Source organism: Jeotgalicoccus sp. S0W5 (assembly GCF_011634875.1).
GTDB lineage: Bacteria > Bacillota > Bacilli > Staphylococcales > Salinicoccaceae > Jeotgalicoccus > Jeotgalicoccus marinus.
In genome coordinates this window covers 492881-516124 of the sequence record NZ_SIRQ01000003.1, presented here as the reverse complement: position 1 = coordinate 516124, position 23244 = coordinate 492881, and the positions used below count along the sequence as shown (strand labels likewise).

18 protein-coding genes are annotated in these 23244 nt (G+C 36.6%); 15 read left to right on the top strand and 3 right to left on the bottom strand.

From position 1 onward, the window contains the following. Positions 1–166: 166 nt before the first annotated feature. Positions 167–559, bottom strand: a complete 393-nt coding sequence (gene mscL / locus EYB29_RS04950) for a large conductance mechanosensitive channel protein MscL (protein ID WP_026866239.1) — start codon at positions 557–559, stop codon at positions 167–169. A gap of 283 nt (positions 560–842) precedes the next feature. Here mscL and acnA point away from each other — a divergent pair, with 283 nt between their 5' ends. Beyond that, positions 843–3548, top strand: coding sequence for an aconitate hydratase AcnA (gene acnA / locus EYB29_RS04945; RefSeq protein WP_166626754.1), 2706 nt, complete (start codon positions 843–845; stop codon positions 3546–3548). Between the two features lie 61 nt (positions 3549–3609). Here the strand turns inward: acnA and plsY are convergent, their stop codons facing one another. Then, the gene (gene plsY, locus EYB29_RS04940; protein ID WP_026866241.1) at positions 3610–4200 is read right to left on the bottom strand and encodes a glycerol-3-phosphate 1-O-acyltransferase PlsY; all 591 of its coding nucleotides are present in this window, start codon (positions 4198–4200) and stop codon (positions 3610–3612) included. A 203-nt stretch (positions 4201–4403) separates the two neighbouring features. On the opposite strand from plsY, the gene parE reads away from it, so the two are divergent. From parE to EYB29_RS04905, 7 genes are all read left to right on the top strand, one after another. Then, positions 4404–6386 carry a DNA topoisomerase IV subunit B gene (gene parE / locus EYB29_RS04935; protein WP_026866242.1) on the top strand — a complete coding sequence of 661 codons (1983 nt, stop codon included), beginning with the start codon at positions 4404–4406 and terminating at the stop codon, positions 6384–6386. Then, positions 6373–8802 carry a DNA topoisomerase IV subunit A gene (gene parC, locus EYB29_RS04930; RefSeq protein ID WP_166626753.1) on the top strand — a complete coding sequence of 810 codons (2430 nt, stop codon included), beginning with the start codon at positions 6373–6375 and terminating at the stop codon, positions 8800–8802. The genes parE and parC overlap by 14 nt, the downstream gene beginning before the upstream one ends. A 17-nt stretch (positions 8803–8819) precedes the next feature. Beyond that, entirely contained in the window at positions 8820–10274 is a 1455-nt protein-coding gene (locus EYB29_RS04925) for an alanine/glycine:cation symporter family protein (RefSeq protein ID WP_166626752.1), read from the top strand. A gap of 102 nt (positions 10275–10376) precedes the next feature. Continuing rightward, positions 10377–10892 carry an NUDIX hydrolase gene (locus EYB29_RS04920; RefSeq protein WP_205710591.1) on the top strand — a complete coding sequence of 172 codons (516 nt, stop codon included), beginning with the start codon at positions 10377–10379 and terminating at the stop codon, positions 10890–10892. 14 nt (positions 10893–10906) lie between these two features. Continuing rightward, on the top strand, positions 10907–11203 hold the full coding sequence (locus EYB29_RS04915) for a TIGR04104 family putative zinc finger protein (RefSeq protein WP_166626751.1): 297 nt from the start codon (positions 10907–10909) through the stop codon (positions 11201–11203). Between the two features lie 61 nt (positions 11204–11264). Further along, positions 11265–12500 (top strand): MFS transporter, encoded by a 1236-nt coding sequence (locus EYB29_RS04910; protein WP_166626750.1) that lies wholly within the window; start codon positions 11265–11267, stop codon positions 12498–12500. A gap of 10 nt (positions 12501–12510) precedes the next feature. Beyond that, positions 12511–12681 carry a hypothetical protein gene (locus EYB29_RS04905; protein WP_166626749.1) on the top strand — a complete coding sequence of 57 codons (171 nt, stop codon included), beginning with the start codon at positions 12511–12513 and terminating at the stop codon, positions 12679–12681. An 82-nt stretch (positions 12682–12763) separates the two neighbouring features. Here the strand turns inward: EYB29_RS04905 and EYB29_RS04900 are convergent, their stop codons facing one another. Then, a complete protein-coding gene (locus EYB29_RS04900) occupies positions 12764–13732 on the bottom strand; it encodes a DUF1002 domain-containing protein (protein WP_166626748.1) in 969 nt (322 codons plus the stop codon). 215 nt (positions 13733–13947) lie between these two features. Between EYB29_RS04900 and EYB29_RS04895 the strand changes: the two genes are divergently transcribed. The 7 genes from EYB29_RS04895 to EYB29_RS04865 all read left to right on the top strand — a co-directional run bounded on the left by EYB29_RS04895 (position 13948) and on the right by EYB29_RS04865 (position 23228). Continuing rightward, positions 13948–15414: a vWA domain-containing protein gene (locus EYB29_RS04895; protein ID WP_166626747.1), complete on the top strand. Its 1467-nt coding sequence runs from the start codon at positions 13948–13950 to the stop codon at positions 15412–15414. A 142-nt stretch (positions 15415–15556) separates the two neighbouring features. Beyond that, on the top strand, positions 15557–16534 hold the full coding sequence (locus EYB29_RS04890; RefSeq protein ID WP_166626746.1) for an LCP family protein: 978 nt from the start codon (positions 15557–15559) through the stop codon (positions 16532–16534). A gap of 279 nt (positions 16535–16813) precedes the next feature. After that, positions 16814–17485, top strand: a complete 672-nt coding sequence (locus EYB29_RS04885) for a YveK family protein (RefSeq protein WP_166626745.1) — start codon at positions 16814–16816, stop codon at positions 17483–17485. 11 nt (positions 17486–17496) lie between these two features. Further along, positions 17497–18207 carry a CpsD/CapB family tyrosine-protein kinase gene (locus tag EYB29_RS04880; RefSeq protein ID WP_166626744.1) on the top strand — a complete coding sequence of 237 codons (711 nt, stop codon included), beginning with the start codon at positions 17497–17499 and terminating at the stop codon, positions 18205–18207. 3 nt (positions 18208–18210) lie between these two features. Next, the gene (locus EYB29_RS04875; protein WP_166626743.1) at positions 18211–18993 is read left to right on the top strand and encodes a tyrosine-protein phosphatase; all 783 of its coding nucleotides are present in this window, start codon (positions 18211–18213) and stop codon (positions 18991–18993) included. A gap of 15 nt (positions 18994–19008) precedes the next feature. After that, positions 19009–20832, top strand: a complete 1824-nt coding sequence (locus EYB29_RS04870; protein WP_166626742.1) for a polysaccharide biosynthesis protein — start codon at positions 19009–19011, stop codon at positions 20830–20832. A 1184-nt stretch (positions 20833–22016) separates the two neighbouring features. Continuing rightward, the gene (locus EYB29_RS04865; RefSeq protein WP_166626741.1) at positions 22017–23228 is read left to right on the top strand and encodes a hypothetical protein; all 1212 of its coding nucleotides are present in this window, start codon (positions 22017–22019) and stop codon (positions 23226–23228) included. Positions 23229–23244: the final 16 nt, after the last annotated feature.

The following is a 23244-nucleotide window of genomic DNA, read 5'->3' as shown; positions in this document are numbered from 1 at the left end:
AGTTATATTGGCTCACTGTGGGGGGTAGACTAATATCGGATCACTGTGATGCTGACAGCGGGCCGTCGTTATGCCCACCACCAACAACCTTCACCCCCAAAAGCAAAAAAACCTGGCAGGAACACCCTATAAAAGGGGATCCTACCAGGCCTCAATTAGTCAAAACTTAAAGTGATGGTCCATTACCATCGTTTTTGTTGCCTTCAACGGCTTTAAGAGAGTCTCTCATTTCACGTAGTAATACAAGTTGCTCGTCTTCTGCTTCTTCTTCAACGAAGCGGTTACCAGATAGTTTGTTAACCACTTTAACGAATACGAATACTGCAGCACCGATGATGATGAAGTCGATGATTGCTTGAATGAACACACCGTAAGTAATACCCATGTAGCTCCATTCTGAAGCAAAGTCTGTGTTACCGAAAATCAACGCGATAGACGGCATGATAATGTTGGCAACGAGTGCCTCAACGATCTTACCGAAGGCAGCACCGATAACAACTGCGACTGCAAGGTCTAGAATGTTACCACGAAGCATAAAATCTTTAAATTCTTGCCACATAAAATAGCCTCCCTAGATTAAATTAAAATAAAAACAAGTGAATCGTAATAATACAGGAAAAATTATCATCAAGCAAGTTTATATTTTCAATTTTATGCTATTTTAACAAAAAATCAATGAGCAATTTACTTATAATGATTTATTATTAATGATATTATAATAAATAATAATAACTTAATTAACTGTTAGCTTATTCGTATCATTAGATTATGTTCATGCATTTACTTTATGAATATATTCAGTATACAATTAAGATGACTAAATTTAGAGGGGGCTTTTAATTATGTCAAATAACGTAAAGGAACATTCCCGCAGCACTTTATCGGTTAATGGTAAGGACTACACTTACTATAGCTTACAGTCACTCGTTGACAACGGCGCAAGTCAGTCACAAAATTTACCTTACTCAATCCGTGTGCTACTGGAATCTGTCTTACGTCAATATGACGGTAAGGTGATTACTGAAGATCACATCGAAGCATTAGCAAATTGGGACAAAGGGGATATCAAAGGGAAAGAGGTGCCTTTTAAACCTTCCCGTGTTATTCTTCAAGACTTCACTGGTGTACCAGCAGTTGTCGATTTAGCTTCATTACGTAAAGCCATGGACGATGTTGATGGGGACGTCCAAAAAATCAACCCTGAAGTACCAGTAGACCTAGTCATTGACCACTCAGTTCAAGTTGATGAATATGGTACTTTAAACGCACTTCAAAAGAACATGGAGCTTGAGTTCCAAAGAAATATGGAGCGTTATGAATTCTTACGCTGGGCAACGAAGGCATTTGATAACTATCAAGCAGTACCACCAGCAACGGGTATCGTTCACCAAGTGAACTTAGAATACCTTGCAAATGTCGTTCATAACAGAGAAGAAGAGGGTACGAACGTACTTTATCCAGATACACTTGTTGGTACAGACTCCCATACAACAATGATCAATGGTCTTGGTGTACTTGGTTGGGGTGTTGGTGGTATCGAAGCTGAAGCAGGTATGCTTGGCCAACCTTCATACTTCCCAGTACCTGAAGTAATCGGTGTACGTATGACGAATGCTTTACCTGAAGGGACAACTGCAACGGACTTAGCACTTCGCGTAACAGAATTGTTACGACAAAAAGGTGTGGTTGGTAAATTTGTAGAATTCTTCGGTGAAGGTGTTACAGCCTTACCATTAGCTGACAGAGCAACTATTGCCAACATGGCACCTGAATACGGTGCGACATGTGGCTTCTTCGCTGTAGATGAAGAAACGTTAGACTACCTTAAACTTACAGGTCGCGACACTGAACACATCGACTTAGTTAGAGCATATCTGAAAGAGAATAATTTATTCTTTGACCCTGCAGTAGAGCCAACTTACACAGATGTTGTTGAACTTGACTTATCTACAGTTGAGCCATCACTTGCGGGACCAAAACGTCCACAGGACTTAATTAATCTTTCTGATATGAAAGATGAGTATAGAAAATCTGTCACTGCTGAAAGTGGTAACCACGGTCATGGTTTAACAGAAGAAGAGTTTAACAAAACAGCAACAGTGAACTACAATGACGGTGACTCTGAAGAACTGAAAACAGGGGACTTAGTCATTGCAGCGATTACGTCTTGTACAAACACATCTAACCCATACGTTATGTTAGGTGCTGGACTCATTGCTAAAAAAGCAGTTGAGAAAGGTTTATCTGTACCGAAGTACGTAAAAACTTCACTGGCACCTGGTTCAAAAGTTGTTACAGGTTACCTAGCTGATTCAGGCTTACAACCTTACCTTGATCAACTCGGTTTCACACACGTTGGTTACGGTTGTACAACATGTATCGGTAACTCAGGTCCATTACGCCCAGAAGTGACTGAAACGATTGTAGATAACGACATGCTCGTTTCATCAGTACTATCTGGTAACCGTAACTTCGAAGGTCGTATTCACCCGCTTGTTAAAGCGAACTACCTAGCATCACCACAACTCGTTGTTGCTTATGCTTTAGCAGGTACAGTAGATATCGATCTTAGAAATGACCCAATCGGACAAGATAAAGAAGGTAATGACGTATACATGAAAGATATCTGGCCGTCAATTCAAGAGGTTAGAGATACTGTAATGTCTACGGTCACACCTGAACTATTTAGAAAAGAATACGAAACTGTATTTGATTCAAATGAAACATGGAATGAAATTGATGTAACAGATGCACCATTATACGATTTTGCAGATGAATCGACTTACATTCAAAACCCTTCATTCTTCCAAAAATTATCCAAAGAAGCGGGTACAATTGAGCCGTTAAACGGCCTACGTGTACTTGGTAAATTCGGGGATTCAGTCACAACGGACCACATCTCACCAGCCGGTGCAATCGGTAAAGATACACCAGCAGGGCAGTGGTTAATTGAACAAGGCGTATCACCTAGAGACTTTAACTCTTATGGTTCACGTCGTGGTAACCATGAAGTGATGGTACGTGGTACATTCGCGAACATCCGTATTAGAAACCAAATTGCACCAGGTACAGAAGGTGGCTATACAACTTACTGGCCAACAGGTGAAGTGATGAGTATCTATGATGCATCACAAAACTACCAAAAAAATGGTACAGGCCTTGTAGTCATCGCTGGTGACGATTACGGAATGGGTTCAAGTCGTGACTGGGCAGCTAAAGGTACAAACCTACTAGGCGTTAAAGCAGTTATCGCGGCAAGCTACGAACGTATTCACCGTTCAAACCTAGTGATGATGGGTGTACTCCCTCTACAGTTTGTCAACGGAGAAAATGCTGAAGATCACGGCTTAGATGGTTCTGAAACATTTGATATCAATATTGATGAATCCGTTACAGCTGGAGAAATCATCGATGTTGTCGCAACGAAAGAAAACGGCGACAAAGTGACGTTCAAAGCAAAAGTACGCTTTGACTCTGAAGTAGAAGCAGATTACTACCGTCATGGTGGTATCCTACAGCTTGTACTACGTAACAAAATCGCATCGTAAGTAAAGAGAGGCATAAATTAAGTCCATCAGAACTTATTGTTCTGATGGACTTATCTTTCTTTTACATAAATGTAATCTTCGGTTCAGTTTTACTTTTAATACGTTTCATATTGGGTATATGCTTAACTATGACAACGATGCCGAGGATGATACCAAAGATGATCATAAACCAATCTGAGGTAAACATGACACCAATTAATAAGGCGAGTGCTGCAAATACACTCGATAGGGAAACGTATTTCGATAGTTTTAAGGTAATTAAAAATGTTGATACTAACACTATAAACAGAATTGGGTTCGCAGCAAGTATGGCACCACCACCCGTTGCAACAGCTTTCCCACCTTTGAATTTTAAAAAGATAGAATAGACGTGTCCGAGTGCTGCAACGACACCGTAAATCACGACAGGAAAGTCACCAGTCACATCGACGAGCATGGCGACCCAAACTGGAATCGCACCTTTTAAAATATCGAGAATAAGGACGACAATTCCTGCCTTTTTTCCGAGGATGCGAAAGGTATTCGTTGTACCCACATTACCGCTGCCATGTTGTCTTAAATCAATGTTGTAAAATAATTTACTGATAATTAGACTGAACGGAATTGACCCAAACAGGTAGGAAAAGATTAATAAAATAAGAACTGTATACAATAGATTATCCCCTTTTTATTATCAGGTACTAACAGTTTACCATATATCTTTAAATTATCACATAATTATATAAAGTTACCATTAATATTATTATGTAAACTAATGACAAAACATTCTTGCAAAATGTTTGGATTTACGTAAAAATAGATAAGTAGATTAATTTAACGAACATACGTTTGTATTGTTTGTAGGAGGATACAGACTTGGCTAAAGAAACCGGATATAATGATGAATCCATACAAATACTAGAGGGACTAGAAGCAGTAAGAAAACGTCCGGGTATGTACATCGGTTCAACCGATACGAGAGGACTACATCACCTGGTATATGAGATTACGGACAATGCTGTTGATGAGATTATTAACGGCTACGGTGATGAAATCAATATTACAATCAATAAGGACGAAAGCATTACAGTTAGAGACAATGGCCGTGGGATACCAACAGGTATGCATGCTAGCGGTGTACCGACTGCTGAGGTCATATTTACGGTACTACACGCCGGCGGGAAGTTCTCTTCAGGCTCCTATAAGTCGTCAGGGGGACTACATGGTGTAGGGTCTTCTGTTGTAAATGCGCTCAGTGAACACTTAAAACTCCGTTCATTTAGAAACGGTAAAATATATGAGATTACTTTTAAAGATGGCGGCAAGGTCGACACGCCATTAAAAGAAGTCGGTAAGACAAAAGAGACAGGGACAGAAGTCACTTTTAAAGCAGATCCTGAAATCTTTAAACAGACGATCGCCTTTAACTTCGAAACGATTGTTGAAAGAATGCGTGAGTCTGCCTTCTTAACTCGTGGGCTTAAAATTACCATTAATGATAAAAGAACTGATGAAGAAGAAATATTCCAATATGATGATGGTCTGAAATCATTCATTAGCTTCTTAAATGAAGGTAAGGATGACATTGGTGAAATCGTCATGTTTGAAGGGACTTATAATGAAATGGTCGCAGAAGTTGCCTTTCAGTTTAACGACCAATACTCTGAAACAATCTTCTCCTTTGTCAATAACGTCCGTACTAAAGACGGCGGTACCCATGAGGTCGGTTTTAAGACCGGTTTCACTCGAGTCTTTAATGAATATGCCCGTAAAATTGGTGAGTTAAAAGATAAGGATAAGAACCTAGAAGGCTCTGACATTAGAGAAGGTCTAACAGCCGTCATTTCGATTAAACTCCCAGAACACCTCCTACAATTTGAAGGACAAACGAAAGGGAAGCTTGGTACGAGTGAGGCGAGAAACTTACTGGAGACACTCCTTACAGATCAACTCCCATACTTCTTAGAAGAGAACGGGGCCTTATCGACTCAACTTGTTAAAAAGGCAATTAAGGCAAGACAGGTGAGAGAGGCTGCCAGAAAGGCACGTGAGGATGCGCGTAGTGGTAAAAAGAACAAGAGTAAGGATACTTTACTATCTGGTAAGTTGACACCCGCACAAAGTAAGAACGCTAAGAAAAATGAATTGTTCTTAGTTGAGGGTGACTCTGCAGGTGGCTCAGCCAAACAAGGTCGTGACCGCCGTTTCCAGGCGATCTTGCCGCTACGTGGTAAGGTCATTAATACTGAAAAGGCGAAATTTGAAGATATCTTCAAAAATGAAGAAATTAATACGATTATCCATACGATTGGTGCGGGTGTCGGTAATGATTTTAAAGTAGAGGACTCAAACTACGACAAGATTATTATTATGACCGATGCAGATACGGACGGTGCGCACATCCAAGTCTTACTCCTCACTTTCTTCTTTAATTACATGAGACCACTGTTTGAAGCAGGTAAGATTTACATTGCCTTACCACCACTCTTTAAGTTAGAGAAGAAGGGTAAGAAAAAAGATGTCCAATACGTGTGGACTGAAGATGAACTAGAAGTAGCTCAAAGAGAGATGGGTTCAAATGTTGAACTCCAGCGCTATAAAGGTCTCGGTGAGATGATGGCTGAACAGCTATGGGAAACGACTATGAATCCAGAGACACGTACTTTAATTCAAGTGCGCATTGAAGATGAAGCCCTGTCACTTAAACGTGTGACGACACTGATGGGCGATAATGTAGAAATCAGACGTAAATGGATCGATTCAAACGTCTCCTTCACCCTAGAAGAAGGTACAAGTATCTTAGATAATCAAGATGTAGAAAAATTAGCAGAAAGTGATGAAGACTATGGCAGAGCATAATCCATTACAACAATTAAAGCTAGAAGATGTTATTGGCGACCGCTTCGGACGCTATAGTAAGTACGTCATTCAAGACCGTGCTATTCCAGATGTAAGAGATGGCCTAAAACCGGTACAAAGACGTATTCTTTACGCGATGTATAAAGAAGGAAACACTTTCGATAAAAACTATCGTAAGAGTGCGAAGACTGTCGGTAATGTGATTGGTAACTACCACCCACATGGTGAGAGTTCGATTTATGATGCCATGGTCCGCCTTGGCCAAGACTGGAAGATGCGTGAAGAGTTAATTCTGATTCACGGTAACAAGGGGAGTGTCGACGGTGACCCTGCAGCAGCCATGCGTTATACAGAAGCAAAGCTTGCTGAGATATCAGGAGAGCTCTTAAAAGATTTAAATAAGAACACAGTGCCTTTTATCGATAACTTTGATGATACAGAAAAAGAACCTGCGGTCTTACCGGCGAAGTTTCCAAACTTACTCGTCAACGGTGCAACAGGGATTTCAGCGGGTTATGCTACTGATATTCCACCGCACAACTTAGCGGAAGTGATCGATGCGACCTTAAAGGTGATCGATAAGCCGTCAGCAACAATCGATGAACTCATGGAATTTGTTAAGGGACCAGACTTCCCAACAGGTGCCATTATTCAAGGTAAGAATGAGCTGAAAAAAGCTTATACAACTGGTAAGGGACGCGTCGTCGTTCGCAGTGTGGTCAATAAGGAAGAAACAAGGGGCAATAAGGTACTGATTGTCATCACTGAAATTCCTTTTGAAGTGAACAAGGCGAACTTGGTTAAAAAGATGGATGAAATCCGTGCAGATAGAAAAGTGGACGGTATTATTGAAGTCCGTGATGAGACGGACCGTGAAGGTCTAAGAATCGTCATTGAAGCGAGAAAAGATGCCAATATCGATGCGATTATCAATTATCTCTATAAGAAGACGGATTTACAAGTCTCATATAACTTTAATATGGTGGCAATATCCGACCGTGCACCGAAGTTGATGGGCTTAAAAGATATTTTAGAAGCTTATATCCGTCACCAAGAAATCGTTATTACTAACCGTTCGAAATATGAGCTCGAACATGCTCAAAAACGTATGCATATTATCGAAGGCTTAATCAAGGCGCTATCAATCTTAGATGAAGTTATTAAAACGATTCGTGAATCTGAGAATAAGAGAAACGCCAAAGAAAACTTAATTGAACGCTATAGTTTTACAGAAGCTCAAGCTGAAGCCATTGTCATGCTACAACTTTACCGTTTAACGAATACGGACGTTGTAGAGCTTGAAACGGAGCAAAACGAATTAGAGTTTCAAATCAACCAATTAAATGAAATTTTAAATGATCCAAAGAAACTAAAAAGTGTGATCAAGTCTGAACTTAGACAGATTAAGAAAAAATATGCTTCAGAGCGTTTAACTGTCATAGAAGACGAAATCCAAACGATTGAAATTTCTAAAGAGCAGTTAATTGCTAAAGAAGAAGCAGTTGTCTCACTGACTAAGGAAGGCTACGTCAAGCGTACAAGCATCCGTTCTTATAATGCCTCTAATTTCGATGAAATTGGTATGCGTGAAGGTGATAACGTCTTGTTCTCGACGTTCTCAAATACACTAGAACAACTGCTCATCTTCACTAATCTTGGAAATTATATGATTATCCCGGTCCATGACCTTCAAGATATTAGATGGAAAGATATGGGACAACACCTGTCATCCCGTTTCAATTTAAAATCTAATGAAGCACCGATTTATGCGATGACCTTAGAGCAGTTTAGTCAAGATATTAATGTGGTCATGTCGACAAAATCCGGTCAGGTGAAACAGACTACTTTAAGTGAGTTTGAAGCATCGAGAATTTCGAGACCAATCATTAACATGAAACTTAAAGCGAATGATGAAGTCATTGATGTGTCCTTAGCAAAAGAACCACAAGATTTATTATTCATTACATCTAAAGGTCTGTCATTAAGATATGCCCTAGACCAAGTATCTGAAACAGGACTAAAATCTCAAGGTGTCAAGGCGATGAATGTTAAGCCTGATGATCATCTCGTTTTAGGTCGAGTGATTCCAAATGAGGGTAATTTAATCACAGTATCAAACCGTGGTGCGGTTAAACGAACGAAATTATCTACCTTTGAACATGGTAATCGTGCCCAAGTTGGCTCGATGTTATATAAAGATATCAAGTCAAAACCGCATGTGATTATCGGTGCAACCATTGTAGAAGATGGAAAGAATGTTAACATAGACTTATTAGCAGATGATCACAGTCATAGAACAAAAGCCAATGAAGTGAGAATCAGTGGTAAATATTCTAATGGTTCTTTCGTCGTCGATGAGGATACTTTCGGTCAGGTCAAACGCGTACATTTCTCTCAAATAGAGGAAGATAGATAATAAAGGGGAGGAACTGAATGCAAGACTTTTTAAGTGTTTTTGAACAAGCAGTCAATTTTTTAAATGATTTACTGTGGCAAGAGGTCTTAATTGGACTATTAATTATAGCGGGACTATATTTCTCATTTACAACTAAATTTGTCCAGTTTAGATGGTTAAAAATTATGTTTTCTTCACTCGGTGAAAAACGAGCGAAGATGCCAGACGGAACGAAAGGGATTTCCTCATTCCAGGCCTTTACAATCAGTGCGGCCCAGCGTATTGGGACAGCGAATATCGCGGGTGTTGCAACTGCTATTGTGGTCGGTGGTCCTGGGGCTGTATTTTGGATGTGGATTGTCGCACTCTTAGGTGCAGCATCAGCATTCTTTGAAGCGACACTCGCTCAAGTGTATAAGGTTAGAGATTCAGAAAGTGGATTTCGTGGTGGCCCGGCCTACTATATGACAAAAGGTTTGAATCAAAAGGGTATTGGCTACATATTTGCGATTCTAATGACCATTACTTTTGGTGTGGTCTTTGTCATGCTACAGTCAAACACCATTGCCAATGCTTATGATGAAGCCTTCAACATAGATACTTGGCTATCCGGTGTCATCGTTGCAGTCGTCGTTGGCTTAGTAATCTTTGGTGGGGCAAAATGGATTGCCAATGTGGCAACTGCCATTGTGCCGATCATGGCAGGACTCTATCTTTTACTGATTACCATAATTCTTGTTATGAACTATGACATGATTATCCCGATGCTACAGACGATTGTTATGAATGCCTTTGGTTTAGAAGAAGTCTTTGGTGGTGCTTTAGGTGCTGCCATTATCAATGGTTTCCAGCGTGGACTCCTTTCCAATGAAGCGGGTATGGGTTCAGCACCGAACGCAGCAGCATCAGCTGCCGTCCGTCACCCCGTTCAACAAGGACTGATCCAGTCCTTAGGTGTATACTTCGATACAATTATCGTCTGTACAGCAACAGCCATTGTAATTTTAATGTATACAGACTTAAGCTTTGGTGCCGATGCACCCCAAGGTATCCAAGTGACTCAAGCAGCGATGGACCAACAATTCTTCGGTTACGGTGGAACGATCCTTGCAGTATTTATCCTATTATTTGCCTTTACGACAATTCTAGGAAACTATTTCTATGCACAAAGTAACTTAAGTTTCATTGTGGATAATAAGAAAGTAACGACCGCATTTAGAATCATTGTGACTATTATGACTCTAGTCGGTGCAGTTTTAGGTGTTCAGCTCGTGTGGACCTTAGCTGACCTTTTCATGGCCTTCTTAGCCATTATTAACTTAATGATGGTGGTTGCCTTAAGTCCGCTGGTGTTTGAAGTCATGCGGGACTATAAGGAACAAAAGGACCGCGGAGAATCACCGATTTTCTATGCGAAAAACATCACCTACAAACTGCCTGATGATAATCAGTGGGGCAATGAGGATTATAGAAAAGACGAAGATGATAAGTAAGAACATGAGCCAACCGACAAAAATCGGTTGGTTCTTTCTTGTCTAGAAAAATTGAAATATGGTAAGGTAACTATTATGTCTAAAGACGAATGAGGAATAGTAATGGAACTTTGGAACTTATATGATAAGGATCGAGTATTGACAAAAGAGACCATGGTCAGAGGAGACGAAATGAAAAAAGATACGTATCATTTAGTCGTTCATGTGGTCATTATTAATTCAGAGAATCAAATGCTGATTCAACAACGCCAGTGGGATAAAATTGGCGCACCCGGACTCTGGGATATCACAGTTGGGGGCAGTGTACTAGCTGGGGAAACGAGTCAGGAAGGTGCCATCAGAGAAATTAGTGAAGAATTAGGTATCGAGCTTGATTTAAATCAAAGACCCCACCTTTCAGTGACCTTTGACCATGGCTATGATGATATATACATTGTCAATCAAGAGGTAGAACTCGATTCACTTAAAATACCAAATGATGAGGTCCTAGATACTAAGTGGGCTTCGATTGATGAAATCTATGAGATGATCGATAACAAAAGCTTTATAAATTACCGTAAGAGCTTAATTCAATTGTTATTTGATATGCGCTATTCTTACGGTGGTAAAAATGACTAGATAGGAGAGAAATCATGACTAAATGTGCGAGTTGTAAGAAACAGTGGACTGGGCTCTTGTTGTTTAAGGGGCATTTTGCTTCTCAGAACGGGGTAGAGTGTGACTACTGTGGTAAGATGCAATATGTATCGGAAAAATCGAAAAAAAGAATGATTATTCCTCTATTACTCGTTACAGGAATGTTGTTAATTGGACTCTTTGCACCACCATCAATTACTCAATATTTCTGGGTCTACATTACGATTACGGCAGTGACTTTAATTTATATGTATGTGAGTTTGGAGTTAACGGATATCCCACCAGAGCAATAGGCTTTTCTTTTTTTGTAATTTTGATATACTTCTGTAATACTTATATAAAGAAGGTTAGCGTATGCAACAAGTGAGAATCGGCACAAGTATTTACTTGAATTATATTTTACTGGGCATGATTAATTTAATTATCGCCTTACATATGAGTTTTTTAACGGAACAGTTGAATACCGATGCAGCTGCGATATCAGCACTTATTTCTGCCATTGGTATCGGGAAACTGATTGCGCTTAGCTTTGCAGGTAAACTATCTGATAGTCTCGGTCGTCGACCGATGATTATTACAGCATGTTTAATCTACGTAATCTTTTTATGCGCCATACCCTTTGCACCGACCTACACCATTGCATTTATGTTTGCACTTTTAGCAGGTATGGGAAATTCTATCTTGGATACGAGTTCATATCCGGCATTAATCGAAGTGTTTAAAAATCGTTCCAGTTCAGCGACGGTCTTAGTTAAAGCGTTTATGTCTGTTGGGTCAACAATCTTACCATTAATGATTACATTCTTTATGGCGAGAGACATGTTTTACGGTTATACCTTTTTCATTATGGCAGCAGTATTTCTTTTTAATGCCATCCATTTAATGAGCTTAAAGTTCCCAGAAGCAAATGAGGGATACTTACCGCCTAAGAAATCGACGCATAGACAAGTGAAATTAAAACCAAAGACGGTCTTTATGGAAAAACCGAAATTTTTACGTGAAGGTATTACAGTTATTGCGATTGGCTTTACTTCAGTCGGTCTGTTTCTTATCATCCAAACTTGGTTAGCGACTTATGCAGAAACGATCATTGGTTTAACAGAATCAGAGGCGATCAACCTACTAAGTATTTATAGCCTAGGCGGCTTTGTTACGGTCATTATTTTAGCGACCTTACTCGATAGAGTGTTTAAACCTGTGACAGTGCTCATAATCTATCCAGTCATTGCGATCCTTTCACTAACATCACTTCTAGTCGTAGAGAACTATATTATTCTGCTTATTATCGCCTTTATGCTTGGACTATCGACATCAGGTCTGTTCCAGCTGGCAGTGACACTGATGGCACAGTTCTTCCCAGAGAAAAAAGGAACAAGTACAGCCTTTGTAACCTTGTCATCAAGTATTGCCTTCATTACCTTACCGTATATTACGGGGCTCTTAAATCGACATATTACTGTATCGTCAATATTTATATTTGAGATTATGATCGCAATCATAGCAGTCACCTTAGCAGTGTTTATATCATATCGTTATAGAAAGATTTTTAATTCAAGAAGTTCTGGGAAAATATTGTGGCGTAATCCGTAAGGAGAATATCATGGTTAAGTTTTTTAGTATTGTGTTGATCATATTAGGCATTGCATCGTTTATAAATGTATTTATGAATCTATCTTCAAGTCTACTTATGTCAGGTGTCTATTTGGTTGCAGCGATTATTTTACTGTATGTAGGAAATCAGATGTATAGGAATAGTGGGAAAGAAGAGTAGGAAAGAATAAAAGATAATAGACAAAAAGGAAGCAACCTAAATACATAAGTTTTTAGGTTGCTTCTATTAGATTATGCTACCTCTAGAACAATCCTCTAAAGAATTCTACAATTCGATCCCAGAAGTTTCTGAGAGCTTCCATAAATGAATTGACCTCTTCAGAGTCTGCAATGTCACGGCCTAATTCAGATGCACTGTCTTTAGCATCTTGGAATGAATCACTTGATGTAATTCTATTCAAAAGATCTTCAGATGAATCCACTAATCTCTGTGCCTCTTCACCTGTGAAAATTCCTGAGTCTTTAATGCTGTTAAAGATTTCAACTAAACGATCGATTTGTTCCTCACTTAGTAATCCCTCTAAACCATTTTCTGCAAGTTTCTCATCAAGAATCGAACGAATTTGTTCCTCACTCACATCACCATTAAAGTTGTTGATGATCTCAACTTTCACTTCAGTGATAACTTTGTTTAATTGAACTTGTGTAAAGCCTTCTACATTACTATTCTCATTTGTAATGTCAGAAATAGCATCCAATTCATCCTGAGCATTTTGAGTTTTCTCAGGGTCAATCTCCTCACCTTGAGCAGCGTATGCTTTATAAACACCAGCTAAGGCACTTTCACCTGTCACATCCTGAGCAGCCGCAATCGTGACATCCGCATCAGTAATCCCTGAAGTTAATAAGGCATTTTGATAAGTCTCTTCAGAAATCATTGTAATGTTACCCAGTGACTCATCAATATTTATATTTAAGCCGCTACCTTCAGACGTTTGTTGTATACGAATACTCGACATTAAGACACTATTGTCATAATTTTGATTTACGTACTGACTGACATCCTCACTATATACATAATCGATGATATCAGAATCACTCGCGCCGAGTAGATCCGCAGTCTGTTCTTGTAAACCCGTATCAGATTCTAAAGCAGCACCATATACTGTCACAGCATTATCCCATTCACTTGCTGCATTGATATTCTGTGATGTACATGGAATCAATACAGATAGTGATACGACTGTGAGTACAAGTAATTTTTTAATCATTGTGTTAACTCCCAACTATTTTAATCTTTCATGCTACAGAACTAGCATTGTAATCATTTTACCAATGAATTATTAAAGGAAAATGAAAGTTTCATAGAAATATCCGAATATAAAATTTACAGTATTTTTACAAACTAATTTTAGTATTGCTGTTTTTAGATAATAATTATAGGCTATACTTAAATTAAAATTGAAAAATTACAAGGGGTGTAATGATGAGAGCATTTTTGTTGATGGGACTCTTTTTCATACTTACCGCATGCAGCACTACGGAAGGTAGCACAGACGAAACGACTGAAGATACTAACCAAACAGAGGAAACTGAAGCTACTAATGATAATGAATCTGAAGATACAAATGAGAGTACAGATGAATCTTCAACAGAAGAAGATAGTGACACAGAGAGCGATTCAAGTGAATCAGAAGACAATACTGACGAAGATCCAGCATCAAGTGAAGCAGAAGAAGAAGATATCGAAATTTCTTTAGATTCAGTTCTTGAAGAAGAAGAGGGCACAATGGTTGACGCTTCTAGAGAGGAACTTGAGGATGAGTTAACAACATTTATAGAAGATAACGATGGTGAAGTAACAGATGAAATGGTCTATGAAAAATTAATAGAAATGCTTGGTGGTCACCCAGATGTTCAAGAAGGTATCGAGTATTTCCAGGACTTTTCAGCTGAGCTTGTTGATTTAACAGATCAACCTGGTGGTTTGAAAGTTGAAGATGGTGAGCTTTCAATGAGAAATAATGTATATATTTTAATGGACAATAGTGGCAGTATGGCGGATGAAATTGATGGCACGACGAAGATGGATGCAGCTAAAGAATCAGTGAACCAGTTTGTTGAAGATATGCCGAATGGTACACAAGTGAGTCTAATCAATTATGGATTCTCAGAAGAAGATAGTGAAGAAGATAATTCATGTTCAGCAGTTGAAGAAACATTTCCAATTGGTGAGTATAATGAAGCTGAATTTAATGATGCTCTAGGTCAATACGGAAGTGAAGGATTTACACCACTTGCCCTTGCTATTGAAGAAGTCGGGAAAGTGATTGAAGATAGTGAAGCGACTGGTAGTCATACAATATACGTTGTAAGTGATGGTCAGGAAACTTGTAATGGAGACCCTGTTGCTGCTGTACAAGATCTACCTGAAGATGAGAATATCGAAACAGTGTTAAATATTATTGGTTTTGATATTAAAGATGATGAAGTTCAATCATTGGTAGATATTACTGAAGCCAACGGTGGAGAGTACTTATCTGCAACAAATCCAGATGAATTGTCGAGATTATTAAAACAGGAAAAACTAAATCTCTTTATAAAATATAGAGATTGGTCGAATGAGAACTTAAAAAATATTACTCAAGCAAGTAATGACAAAATGTTAGACAAAACACAAGTTTACAATGACGCAGCTACAGCAAACCGTGAAGTTAGTAATAGTATTAACGGGGTTTTAAATGATGTTTCACAAAGTAGTTCTCAGGAATATCGATATCCAGAAGCTAGAGAAATGGCAGATGAGAGATATCTCTTAGTGAGAGATTTCTTAAGTGAAGCTTATGACGAATCAAGTGATGATGTAGAGGCTGAAAAAGAAAAACTCCAAGAAACTGTCAATCAAGAATTTGAAGAAATTGAGAGTGAATATAAAGAAGACGCAGAAGAATAGTTATAGTCCCACTAAGTTAAATCAACTAACTTAGTGGGATTTTTGTATGTAATTTGTAGGCTGATTAAATCTGTTTTCACTTTATAATATAAGTAAGATGGCGTACAATTAGTTCTTAAGAAAAGTTTAGGGGCAGTTGGTAATGGACAATGAGCAGATGAGAAGATCCGGTAAGAAAGAATATAAAACTGTTAAGAAAACAAAACTTAGAAAACGTGGATTTGTTTGCCTTGGTGCAATTGCCTTAATAATAATTATTGCTTTATATATAGTGTTTTCCTATAGATCAGGCTTAAATATTGCTAAAGAAAATGGTGTCGAAACAGAATCAGAAACGTTTGACCCAGTGGACAATAATGATGGTAAAAAGACAATTCTCATCGTTGGCAAAGACCGTATGGATGAAGGTGCAGAACGTACGGATGTCGTGATGATAGGTCAATATGATTATATGAAAAAAGACATGAAGCTTGTGTCACTCATGCGTGATATCTATGTAGAGATACCAGGCTATCAAAACTATAAAATAAATGCGGTCTATTCTTTAGGTGGTATGGAACTCTTAAGAGAAGTCATTTCACATAACTTTGGACTAGAAGTAGAAGAATATGTGACCGTAGATTATGAAGCATTTACCGATACCGTAGATGTGATTAACCCAGATGGTATAGAAATTGATGTTGAAAAAGACATGTCAGAGAAAATTGATACGACACTTCATAAAGGTGTTCAACAATTAAATGGTCAGGACTTACTTGCCTATGCAAGATTTAGAAATGATGAAGAAGGCGACTTTGGACGGGTGAGACGCCAGCAGCAAGTCCTGTCTGAAATAAAAGATGAAGTTGTAAGTGTAGGCGGGGTTGTTAAACTGCCTAAAATCATAGGAACAGGCATGGGTTATGTTGATACATCAATGTCCAACAAAGAAATGTACAGAATGATTGCTAGCTTCCTAGTAAGAGGAGATAAGGATATTGAATCAATGACCTTGCCTTTAGAAAATACTTATCAATTTATGGATACTAGTTATACTGGAAATGTCATTGATATGGATTTTGAGAGGAATAGTGAAGAGTTGCATAGATTTTTAGATGGAAATAGTGAGGAAGAACAATAATTATTAATTTATAGTAAAATATATCAAGAAAAAGAGAAAAGCGACTTTTATAGTCGCTTTTCTCTTTTTATATAGACGTATATATACACTAAATATCTATAATTTATTAAATTAAAGTAAAGAATAAAAAAATTGTGATAAAAGATGTTCCTTTTTAATTTGGTTAGGTTTATAATTAAATCCATAATTTGAAATAAACATTTTTTACAATCATTAACAGTAAGGATAGATCATACATAGTAAATATTGTAAATTTGTTTGAAGTCGTTGGAGGAAATCATGGAAGAAACATTGAATTTAGAAGACATTTTAGATGTTATTAAGAGTAGTGCTTTAATGATTGCGATTATGACACTGTTGTTTGGATGCATTGCAGCTTTTGGAACATTGTTTTTCATAACACCTCAATATGAGTCAAATACTCAAATTTTGGTTAGTCAGTCTCAACAATCTGAAGTGATTGACAATCAAGATATTCAAGCGAGTTTACAGTTAGTGAATACATATAGGGACATCATTAAAAGCCCAACTGTTTTAGATGATGTCATTCAAAACTTGAATTTAGAAGAGTCAACTGAAGCTGTTTCAAACAAAATTAATGTAACAAACCAAGATCAATCACAGGTTCTAACGGTGACTGTGACTGATGAGTCAGCACAACGTGCTGAAGATATTGCGAATGAAATAGGAACAGTTTTCCAAGAGAAAGTCACTGAAGTCATGAGTGTGGATAACGTATCAGTTTTAGCAACTGCAGATGTAGGAGAAAATCCAGCACCTGTTTCACCTCAACCAGTGATTAATATTGCAATTGGTTTGATTTTAGGATTACTTGTTGGATTAGGTATTGCTTTCTTAAAAGCATTCTTAGATAAGAGAATCCAATCAGAAGAAGATGTTGAAAAGTATTTGGACTTACCAGTTATTGGTACAGTAGCCAAGTTTAAATAAGGAGCGTCACAATGAGTTCAAAGCGAAAAAAACTTAGAAAATATCAATCAGGTCCAAGAGATCTTATTGTTGAAAGAGAACCAAAGTCGCCAATTAGTGAACAGTTTAGAACGATTAGAACAAATATTACATATGCAAATATTGATAACCCTATCAAATCTGTTTTATTTACTTCAGCTACACCAAGTGCGGGTAAATCGACAACTGCAGCTAATGTTGCGATTGCTTATGCACAAGCAGGTAAAAAGACATTATTATTAGATGGGGATTTAAGAAGACCAACGTCCCATTATACATTTGAAATGCAGAATGTGATTGGTCTGTCCACGGCAACAATCAATGATTTACCATTAGCAGAAGTTGTCAGAGATACACGAATTGATAATTTAGGTGTTGTGACATCAGGTCCTATACCTCCAAACCCATCTGAATTATTATCTTCAAATAAGATGTCTGATTTTATAAAAAAATTAAAAGAACAGTATGACATGATCATCATTGATTCACCGCCAGTTTTAGCGGTGACAGATGCCCAAGTACTTAGTCAGCATACTGATGGCACAATAATCGTGACAAATGTAGAGGACAATAGTCGCGATAATGTGACACAAGCAAAAGAATTATTAGAAAAAGCGGACGCCAATATTATTGGTGTAGTACTGAACAACAAAAAAATGGATAACAAGAAAGATAGTTATTATTACTACTATGGGAGTGAGTAATAAATGATTGATATCCATAATCACCTTCTCATTTCAGTGGATGATGGACCATCCACTGAAGAAGAAGCTTTAGATCTACTGAAACAAGCAAAAGACAATGGAATTAGTAAAATAATTGTCACTCCACATCATTTGAGTGGTGATTATTTTAATGAGAAAAGCAAAACACTTAGTGATTTGGAAAGTCTCAAATCATTAATTTTTGATAACAATTTAGAAATCGAAGTATTTCCGGGTCAGGAGATCAGAATTAATGGAGATTTGGTGGATGATTTAGAGAACGACAAAAATCTAACACTCAATCATTCTCGATATGTATTGATAGAATTACCGTTTACGGAAGTACCTTCTTATACAGACAAGATGTTTTTTGATTTACAACTTAAAGGTTATACTCCTGTGATTGCGCATCCTGAGAGATGTCGACCGATTAAAAAGGATCCTAATCTGCTTTTTGAGTTAGTAGAGAAAGGGGCAATCGCACAGATTACTGCCTCATCAGTTGTTGGTACTTTAGGTGAGTCTATGCAAGAAGTAAGTTTAAAAATGATAGAAAATAACTTGATTCACTTTGTTGGCAGTGATGCGCATCATGCTAAAAATAGACCGTTTATGTTGAAAGAGGCATATAGGGTCATATCTGACAAATTGGGTCAAACATATGTAAGTGATTTACAAAACAATGCGGAAGCAATCCTTCATAATAATGAAGTGAAAGTGAAAGCACCTCAAAAATTTGAAGAAGAGACCAAAAAGAAAAGAAAGAAATTTTTTGGTCTATTTTAGAAAAGGTGTGTGGCAATGGGAGCGAAAAAAAGATATTTTTTACTCTTATTAATTGATTCATTAATCGTTACATTTTCGGTGTTCTTAGGATATTACATTCTGGCACCATTCTTCTTGGAGTATACATTAGGGCAATTGGCAATTACTTCAATCATCCTTTTATTTAGTCATCATGTGTATGCATACATTTTTAATCTTTACCACCGAGCTTGGGAGTATGCGAGTGTACGTGAATTAATCTCAATTACTCAGGCGGTATCGTCTTCGATTTTAACAACGTATATCTTAAACATTCTGATTTTTCAAACGAGCTATACCCGTCTTATGATCATTACATGGATGATGCATCTCATTCTTATCGGAGGATCGAGATTGTCTTGGAGAGTCTCTCGTAAGTATTTAACAGGCAAAAAAAATAATGGTCAGAAGATGTTGAAGACCCTAGTTGTGGGTGCAGGTAAAGGGGGGACCATACTGGTGAAGCAGTTAATTGACACACCGAGTATGGGCTTAAATCCTGTTGTGGCAGTGGATGATGATCCGGTTAAACAGAAGATGGAGATGACAGATGGTGTCAGAGTAGAGGGGACTCGAAATGATATTCAGAGTTTGGTTAAGAAGTATGGTATAGAGAAGATTGTTATTGCAATACCTTCTTTACCAAAGGCAGAGCTTAAAGAGATTCATGAGTTAGCGATTGGTGATCAAGCTGAGGTCATGACGATGCCTAATATCGATGATGTCATGACGGGTCGAGTTGAAGTGAGTACGCTAAGAAAAGTTGAAGTTGAGGACTTACTTGGTAGGGAACCGGTTGAACTGGATTCAGAAGGTATTGAGGATCAGGTGTTGGGAAGAACGGTTTTAGTAACTGGTGCTGGAGGTAGTATCGGATCTGAGATTGTGAGACAGATTACGAAGTTCAATCCACAAAGAGTTGTTTTGTTAGGTCATGGTGAAAATAGCATTTATAAGATTTTAGAAGAAGTGAGTGGTTTTAATAATTCGATTGAGTACATACCGATTATTGCGGATATCCAAGATCGTGATCGAATGTTTGAAGTCTTTGAAAAATACAAACCGAATATTGTGTATCATGCAGCTGCGCACAAGCATGTACCGTTGATGGAGTATAATCCGAGAGAAGCCGTAAAGAATAATATTATTGGTACAAAGAATACAGCTGAAGCGGCATGTGAATATGGTGCGACGAAGTTTGTAATGGTATCGACGGATAAGGCGGTTAACCCACCGAATGTTATGGGAGCGACAAAACGTGTTGCCGAAATGGTTGTGCAAGCACTCAACGTAGAATTTCCAGAAACAACTTTAGTCGCTGTGAGATTTGGAAATGTCTTAGGTAGTCGTGGCTCAGTGATTCCTAAGTTCAAAAAGCAAATTGAAGCGGGTGGTCCAATTACGATTACAGATGAACGCATGACCAGGTATTTCATGACAATTCCAGAAGCTTCAAGACTTGTTATACAAGCTGGTGCTCTTGCAGAAGGTGGAGAAATATTCGTCCTTGATATGGGTGAACCAGTTAAGATTGTAGATTTAGCTAGAAATATGATTCAATTAAGTGGTTATACGGAAGAAGAAATCGAGATTAAATTTACTGGGATTCGGCCAGGTGAGAAATTGTATGAAGAGCTACTGGATCCAAGCGAGATACATCCTAATCAAGTTTTTGAGAAAATATACATTGGTAAAACTACAATTATAAAATTAGATAAAATTGAAAATTTAATTGCCAACATTTCTACTTGTGGAAGTATGTATATGAAAAACGAATTATTAAACTTTTTGAAAAGGGATATAAAAAATGAGGAAAATTAAAAATTTTAGTATATTTGCCCTCAGTAATTTCATATATAGTTTTTCACAGTGGGTTATATTAATTTTGGTATTAAAGTTTATAGGCATAGAGAGTATGGGGCTATATAGTTTAGGGCTTGCTATATCTGCCCCGGTAGTTTTAATAACTTCTTACGGATCAAATGTCTTATTAATAACTGATAACAAGTATTCATTTTCTAATTATTTTTATAGTAAGATATCAACCCAGTCTATTATATACATACTTATATTAGTGTTTTTATGTGTAGCGTATTTGAATGATTTATATTCATTTCTAATCGTATCAATGGTTATTTTTTTGAAGTTTACTAACTCATTAATTGATCTTTATTTTATAAAATTAATTTCAGAAAAAAAACATACTGCTATTTCTATGTATAAATTTTCAATTTCATTTTTCTACTTAATTTTCAATGTTTTTTGTATAATAATTTTGAATAGTCTAGTCATTTCTATTTTATTGACTATTCTCATTAACTTCATTATAATCATTTTCTTTGTATTGAAGCACGTTACAAATATGAGATTGAGTGCAAAAGAATTGAAAAATTTGATAATTTTAGGTGCACCTATTTCATTTACATTGTTCCTTTCATCACTGAATACAAATATACCGAAATATGGACTTGAAATTTTTACAAATAGCTTTTATGTAGGTGTTTTTACATCATTATTATTTTTCTATTCAGTTGGAAATCAAGTGTTTTTTAGTATTAATAGTTTCATATTACCATTTGTTAGGGATTCATTAGATAACTCCAATAAAATAAAGATACTTTTTAAAAAGATAATGTTTGTTCCGATATTGTTTCTCTTGCCTTTTTTACTGATTTTTCTTTTTTGGGGAGATGAAATAATAATATTAATTTTTAATGAAGATTTGCTTGAATACAAAACAGAAATGATTGCAATTATATTAAGCTCAGTTCTAATTTATTATAGTATTCTGTTTGATATATTTATCAATATCTATAAAAAATATAAATTTAATTCAATTTCACAACTGATAAGTGCGATTACGGTTTTACTATGTAGTCTATTCTTGATTAGTAGCTGGGGTATAAGTGGTGCTGTAGTATCTTTTATTGTATATTGCATCCTTTTATTCGTATTAAAATTTATACGATCATACCTTTTAATATATAGGAGAATCTAGTATAAACATGACTTATTTTGATAACGAATTCTTCCATACTGTTCTAATTTTAACGATTGCTTTTATATTATTAACTGTCTTTTTAGTCTTTGCTCTAATTAACACCAGTGACATAAATTTCATATCTATTTTAATTGTTTCGTCCTTAGTTTGGATTATCTTACTTATGATTCATAATTATTTTTTTAGCTTACCATTTTCAGGAAATGATGATATACGATTTGAACAGTTATCTTTAAACTTTTATTACAGTTGGATATATGACTTGTCATTAAATATATTTCAGAATAGCTATTTTTATTCAATGATACTTGGAATGCTTTATTTTATTTTTGGTTATAATGAAATTTTACCGGGTCTTTTCAACTTAACATTTTATGTGTTTTCAATTTTTATTGTCTATAAAATATATCTTCTAGTTTTTCAAAACAAAAAAGGTGTCTATCTTTGTCTATTATTATGTGGCTTTTCTATAGTTAACATTATTTTTTCAGTAATTACTCTTAGAGAAATTCAGGTAACTTTTTTTATTCTCATGATGTTGTTCTTATCATTAAAATTTGCAAAAACGAAAAACAATAAATATGTTATTTACTATATCGCTACTTGTTTGGTTGGATCACAATTTCACGTAGGCCTAATAGCGTTTATAGTGTTTATAGGTCTTCAATATTATCTTCTTAATAAAGGAACAAGTAAGATATTTTTTACTATGATAATTCTCTCTGTTTTTATTGGTGTCATTAGTTTATCTGACGACACAAAAATTGATTCGGTACTTGATGATGACAATGTTTCGTATGAACAGTCTGGTGCAGATTATACTATACCAATTGGAGATAGTATTTTAAATCCGCTTTATAGTGTGATTAAAGTTCTATACTTTCTGTTGAAGCCATTTCCATGGGAAATAAGTAATTTCAATGGAATAGTAGGGATTTTGTTAAATATATTTATAATTGTAATGCTTATTAATATTTACAAATATTATAGGGAAACTAATGACAAATATATTCTAACCACATTTCTCTTTATAATTACTTGCCTAATAATTTTCGGGTTAGGGACTTCGAATTATGGTACTGGCTTTAGGCACAAACACAAATTCATATTTATATTGATTATGTTTATTCCACCACTCATTGTATTTAAGGAATACTACAAAGGAGGTTTGATTAAAAATGTATCTAATCTTAAAACGAATAGGAAAGGTAATTAGATTTATTCCAGTTTCC

Bases quoted from the DNA above. Each gene is read 5' to 3' on its own strand.
- mscL (WP_026866239.1), bottom strand. From the start codon at position 559: ATGTGGCAAGAATTTAAAGATTTTATGCTTCGTGGTAACATTCTAGAC.
- acnA (WP_166626754.1), top strand. From the start codon at position 843: ATGTCAAATAACGTAAAGGAACATTCCCGCAGCACTTTATCGGTTAAT.
- parC (WP_166626753.1), top strand. From the start codon at position 6,373: ATGGCAGAGCATAATCCATTACAACAATTAAAGCTAGAAGATGTTATT.
- EYB29_RS04925 (WP_166626752.1), top strand. From the start codon at position 8,820: ATGCAAGACTTTTTAAGTGTTTTTGAACAAGCAGTCAATTTTTTAAAT.
- EYB29_RS04920 (WP_205710591.1), top strand. From the start codon at position 10,377: ATGGAACTTTGGAACTTATATGATAAGGATCGAGTATTGACAAAAGAG.
- EYB29_RS04915 (WP_166626751.1), top strand. From the start codon at position 10,907: ATGACTAAATGTGCGAGTTGTAAGAAACAGTGGACTGGGCTCTTGTTG.
- EYB29_RS04910 (WP_166626750.1), top strand. From the start codon at position 11,265: ATGCAACAAGTGAGAATCGGCACAAGTATTTACTTGAATTATATTTTA.
- EYB29_RS04905 (WP_166626749.1), top strand. From the start codon at position 12,511: ATGGTTAAGTTTTTTAGTATTGTGTTGATCATATTAGGCATTGCATCG.
- EYB29_RS04900 (WP_166626748.1), bottom strand. From the start codon at position 13,732: ATGATTAAAAAATTACTTGTACTCACAGTCGTATCACTATCTGTATTG.
- EYB29_RS04895 (WP_166626747.1), top strand. From the start codon at position 13,948: ATGAGAGCATTTTTGTTGATGGGACTCTTTTTCATACTTACCGCATGC.
- EYB29_RS04890 (WP_166626746.1), top strand. From the start codon at position 15,557: ATGGACAATGAGCAGATGAGAAGATCCGGTAAGAAAGAATATAAAACT.
- EYB29_RS04885 (WP_166626745.1), top strand. From the start codon at position 16,814: ATGGAAGAAACATTGAATTTAGAAGACATTTTAGATGTTATTAAGAGT.
- EYB29_RS04880 (WP_166626744.1), top strand. From the start codon at position 17,497: ATGAGTTCAAAGCGAAAAAAACTTAGAAAATATCAATCAGGTCCAAGA.
- EYB29_RS04875 (WP_166626743.1), top strand. From the start codon at position 18,211: ATGATTGATATCCATAATCACCTTCTCATTTCAGTGGATGATGGACCA.
- EYB29_RS04870 (WP_166626742.1), top strand. From the start codon at position 19,009: ATGGGAGCGAAAAAAAGATATTTTTTACTCTTATTAATTGATTCATTA.
- EYB29_RS04865 (WP_166626741.1), top strand. From the start codon at position 22,017: ATGACTTATTTTGATAACGAATTCTTCCATACTGTTCTAATTTTAACG.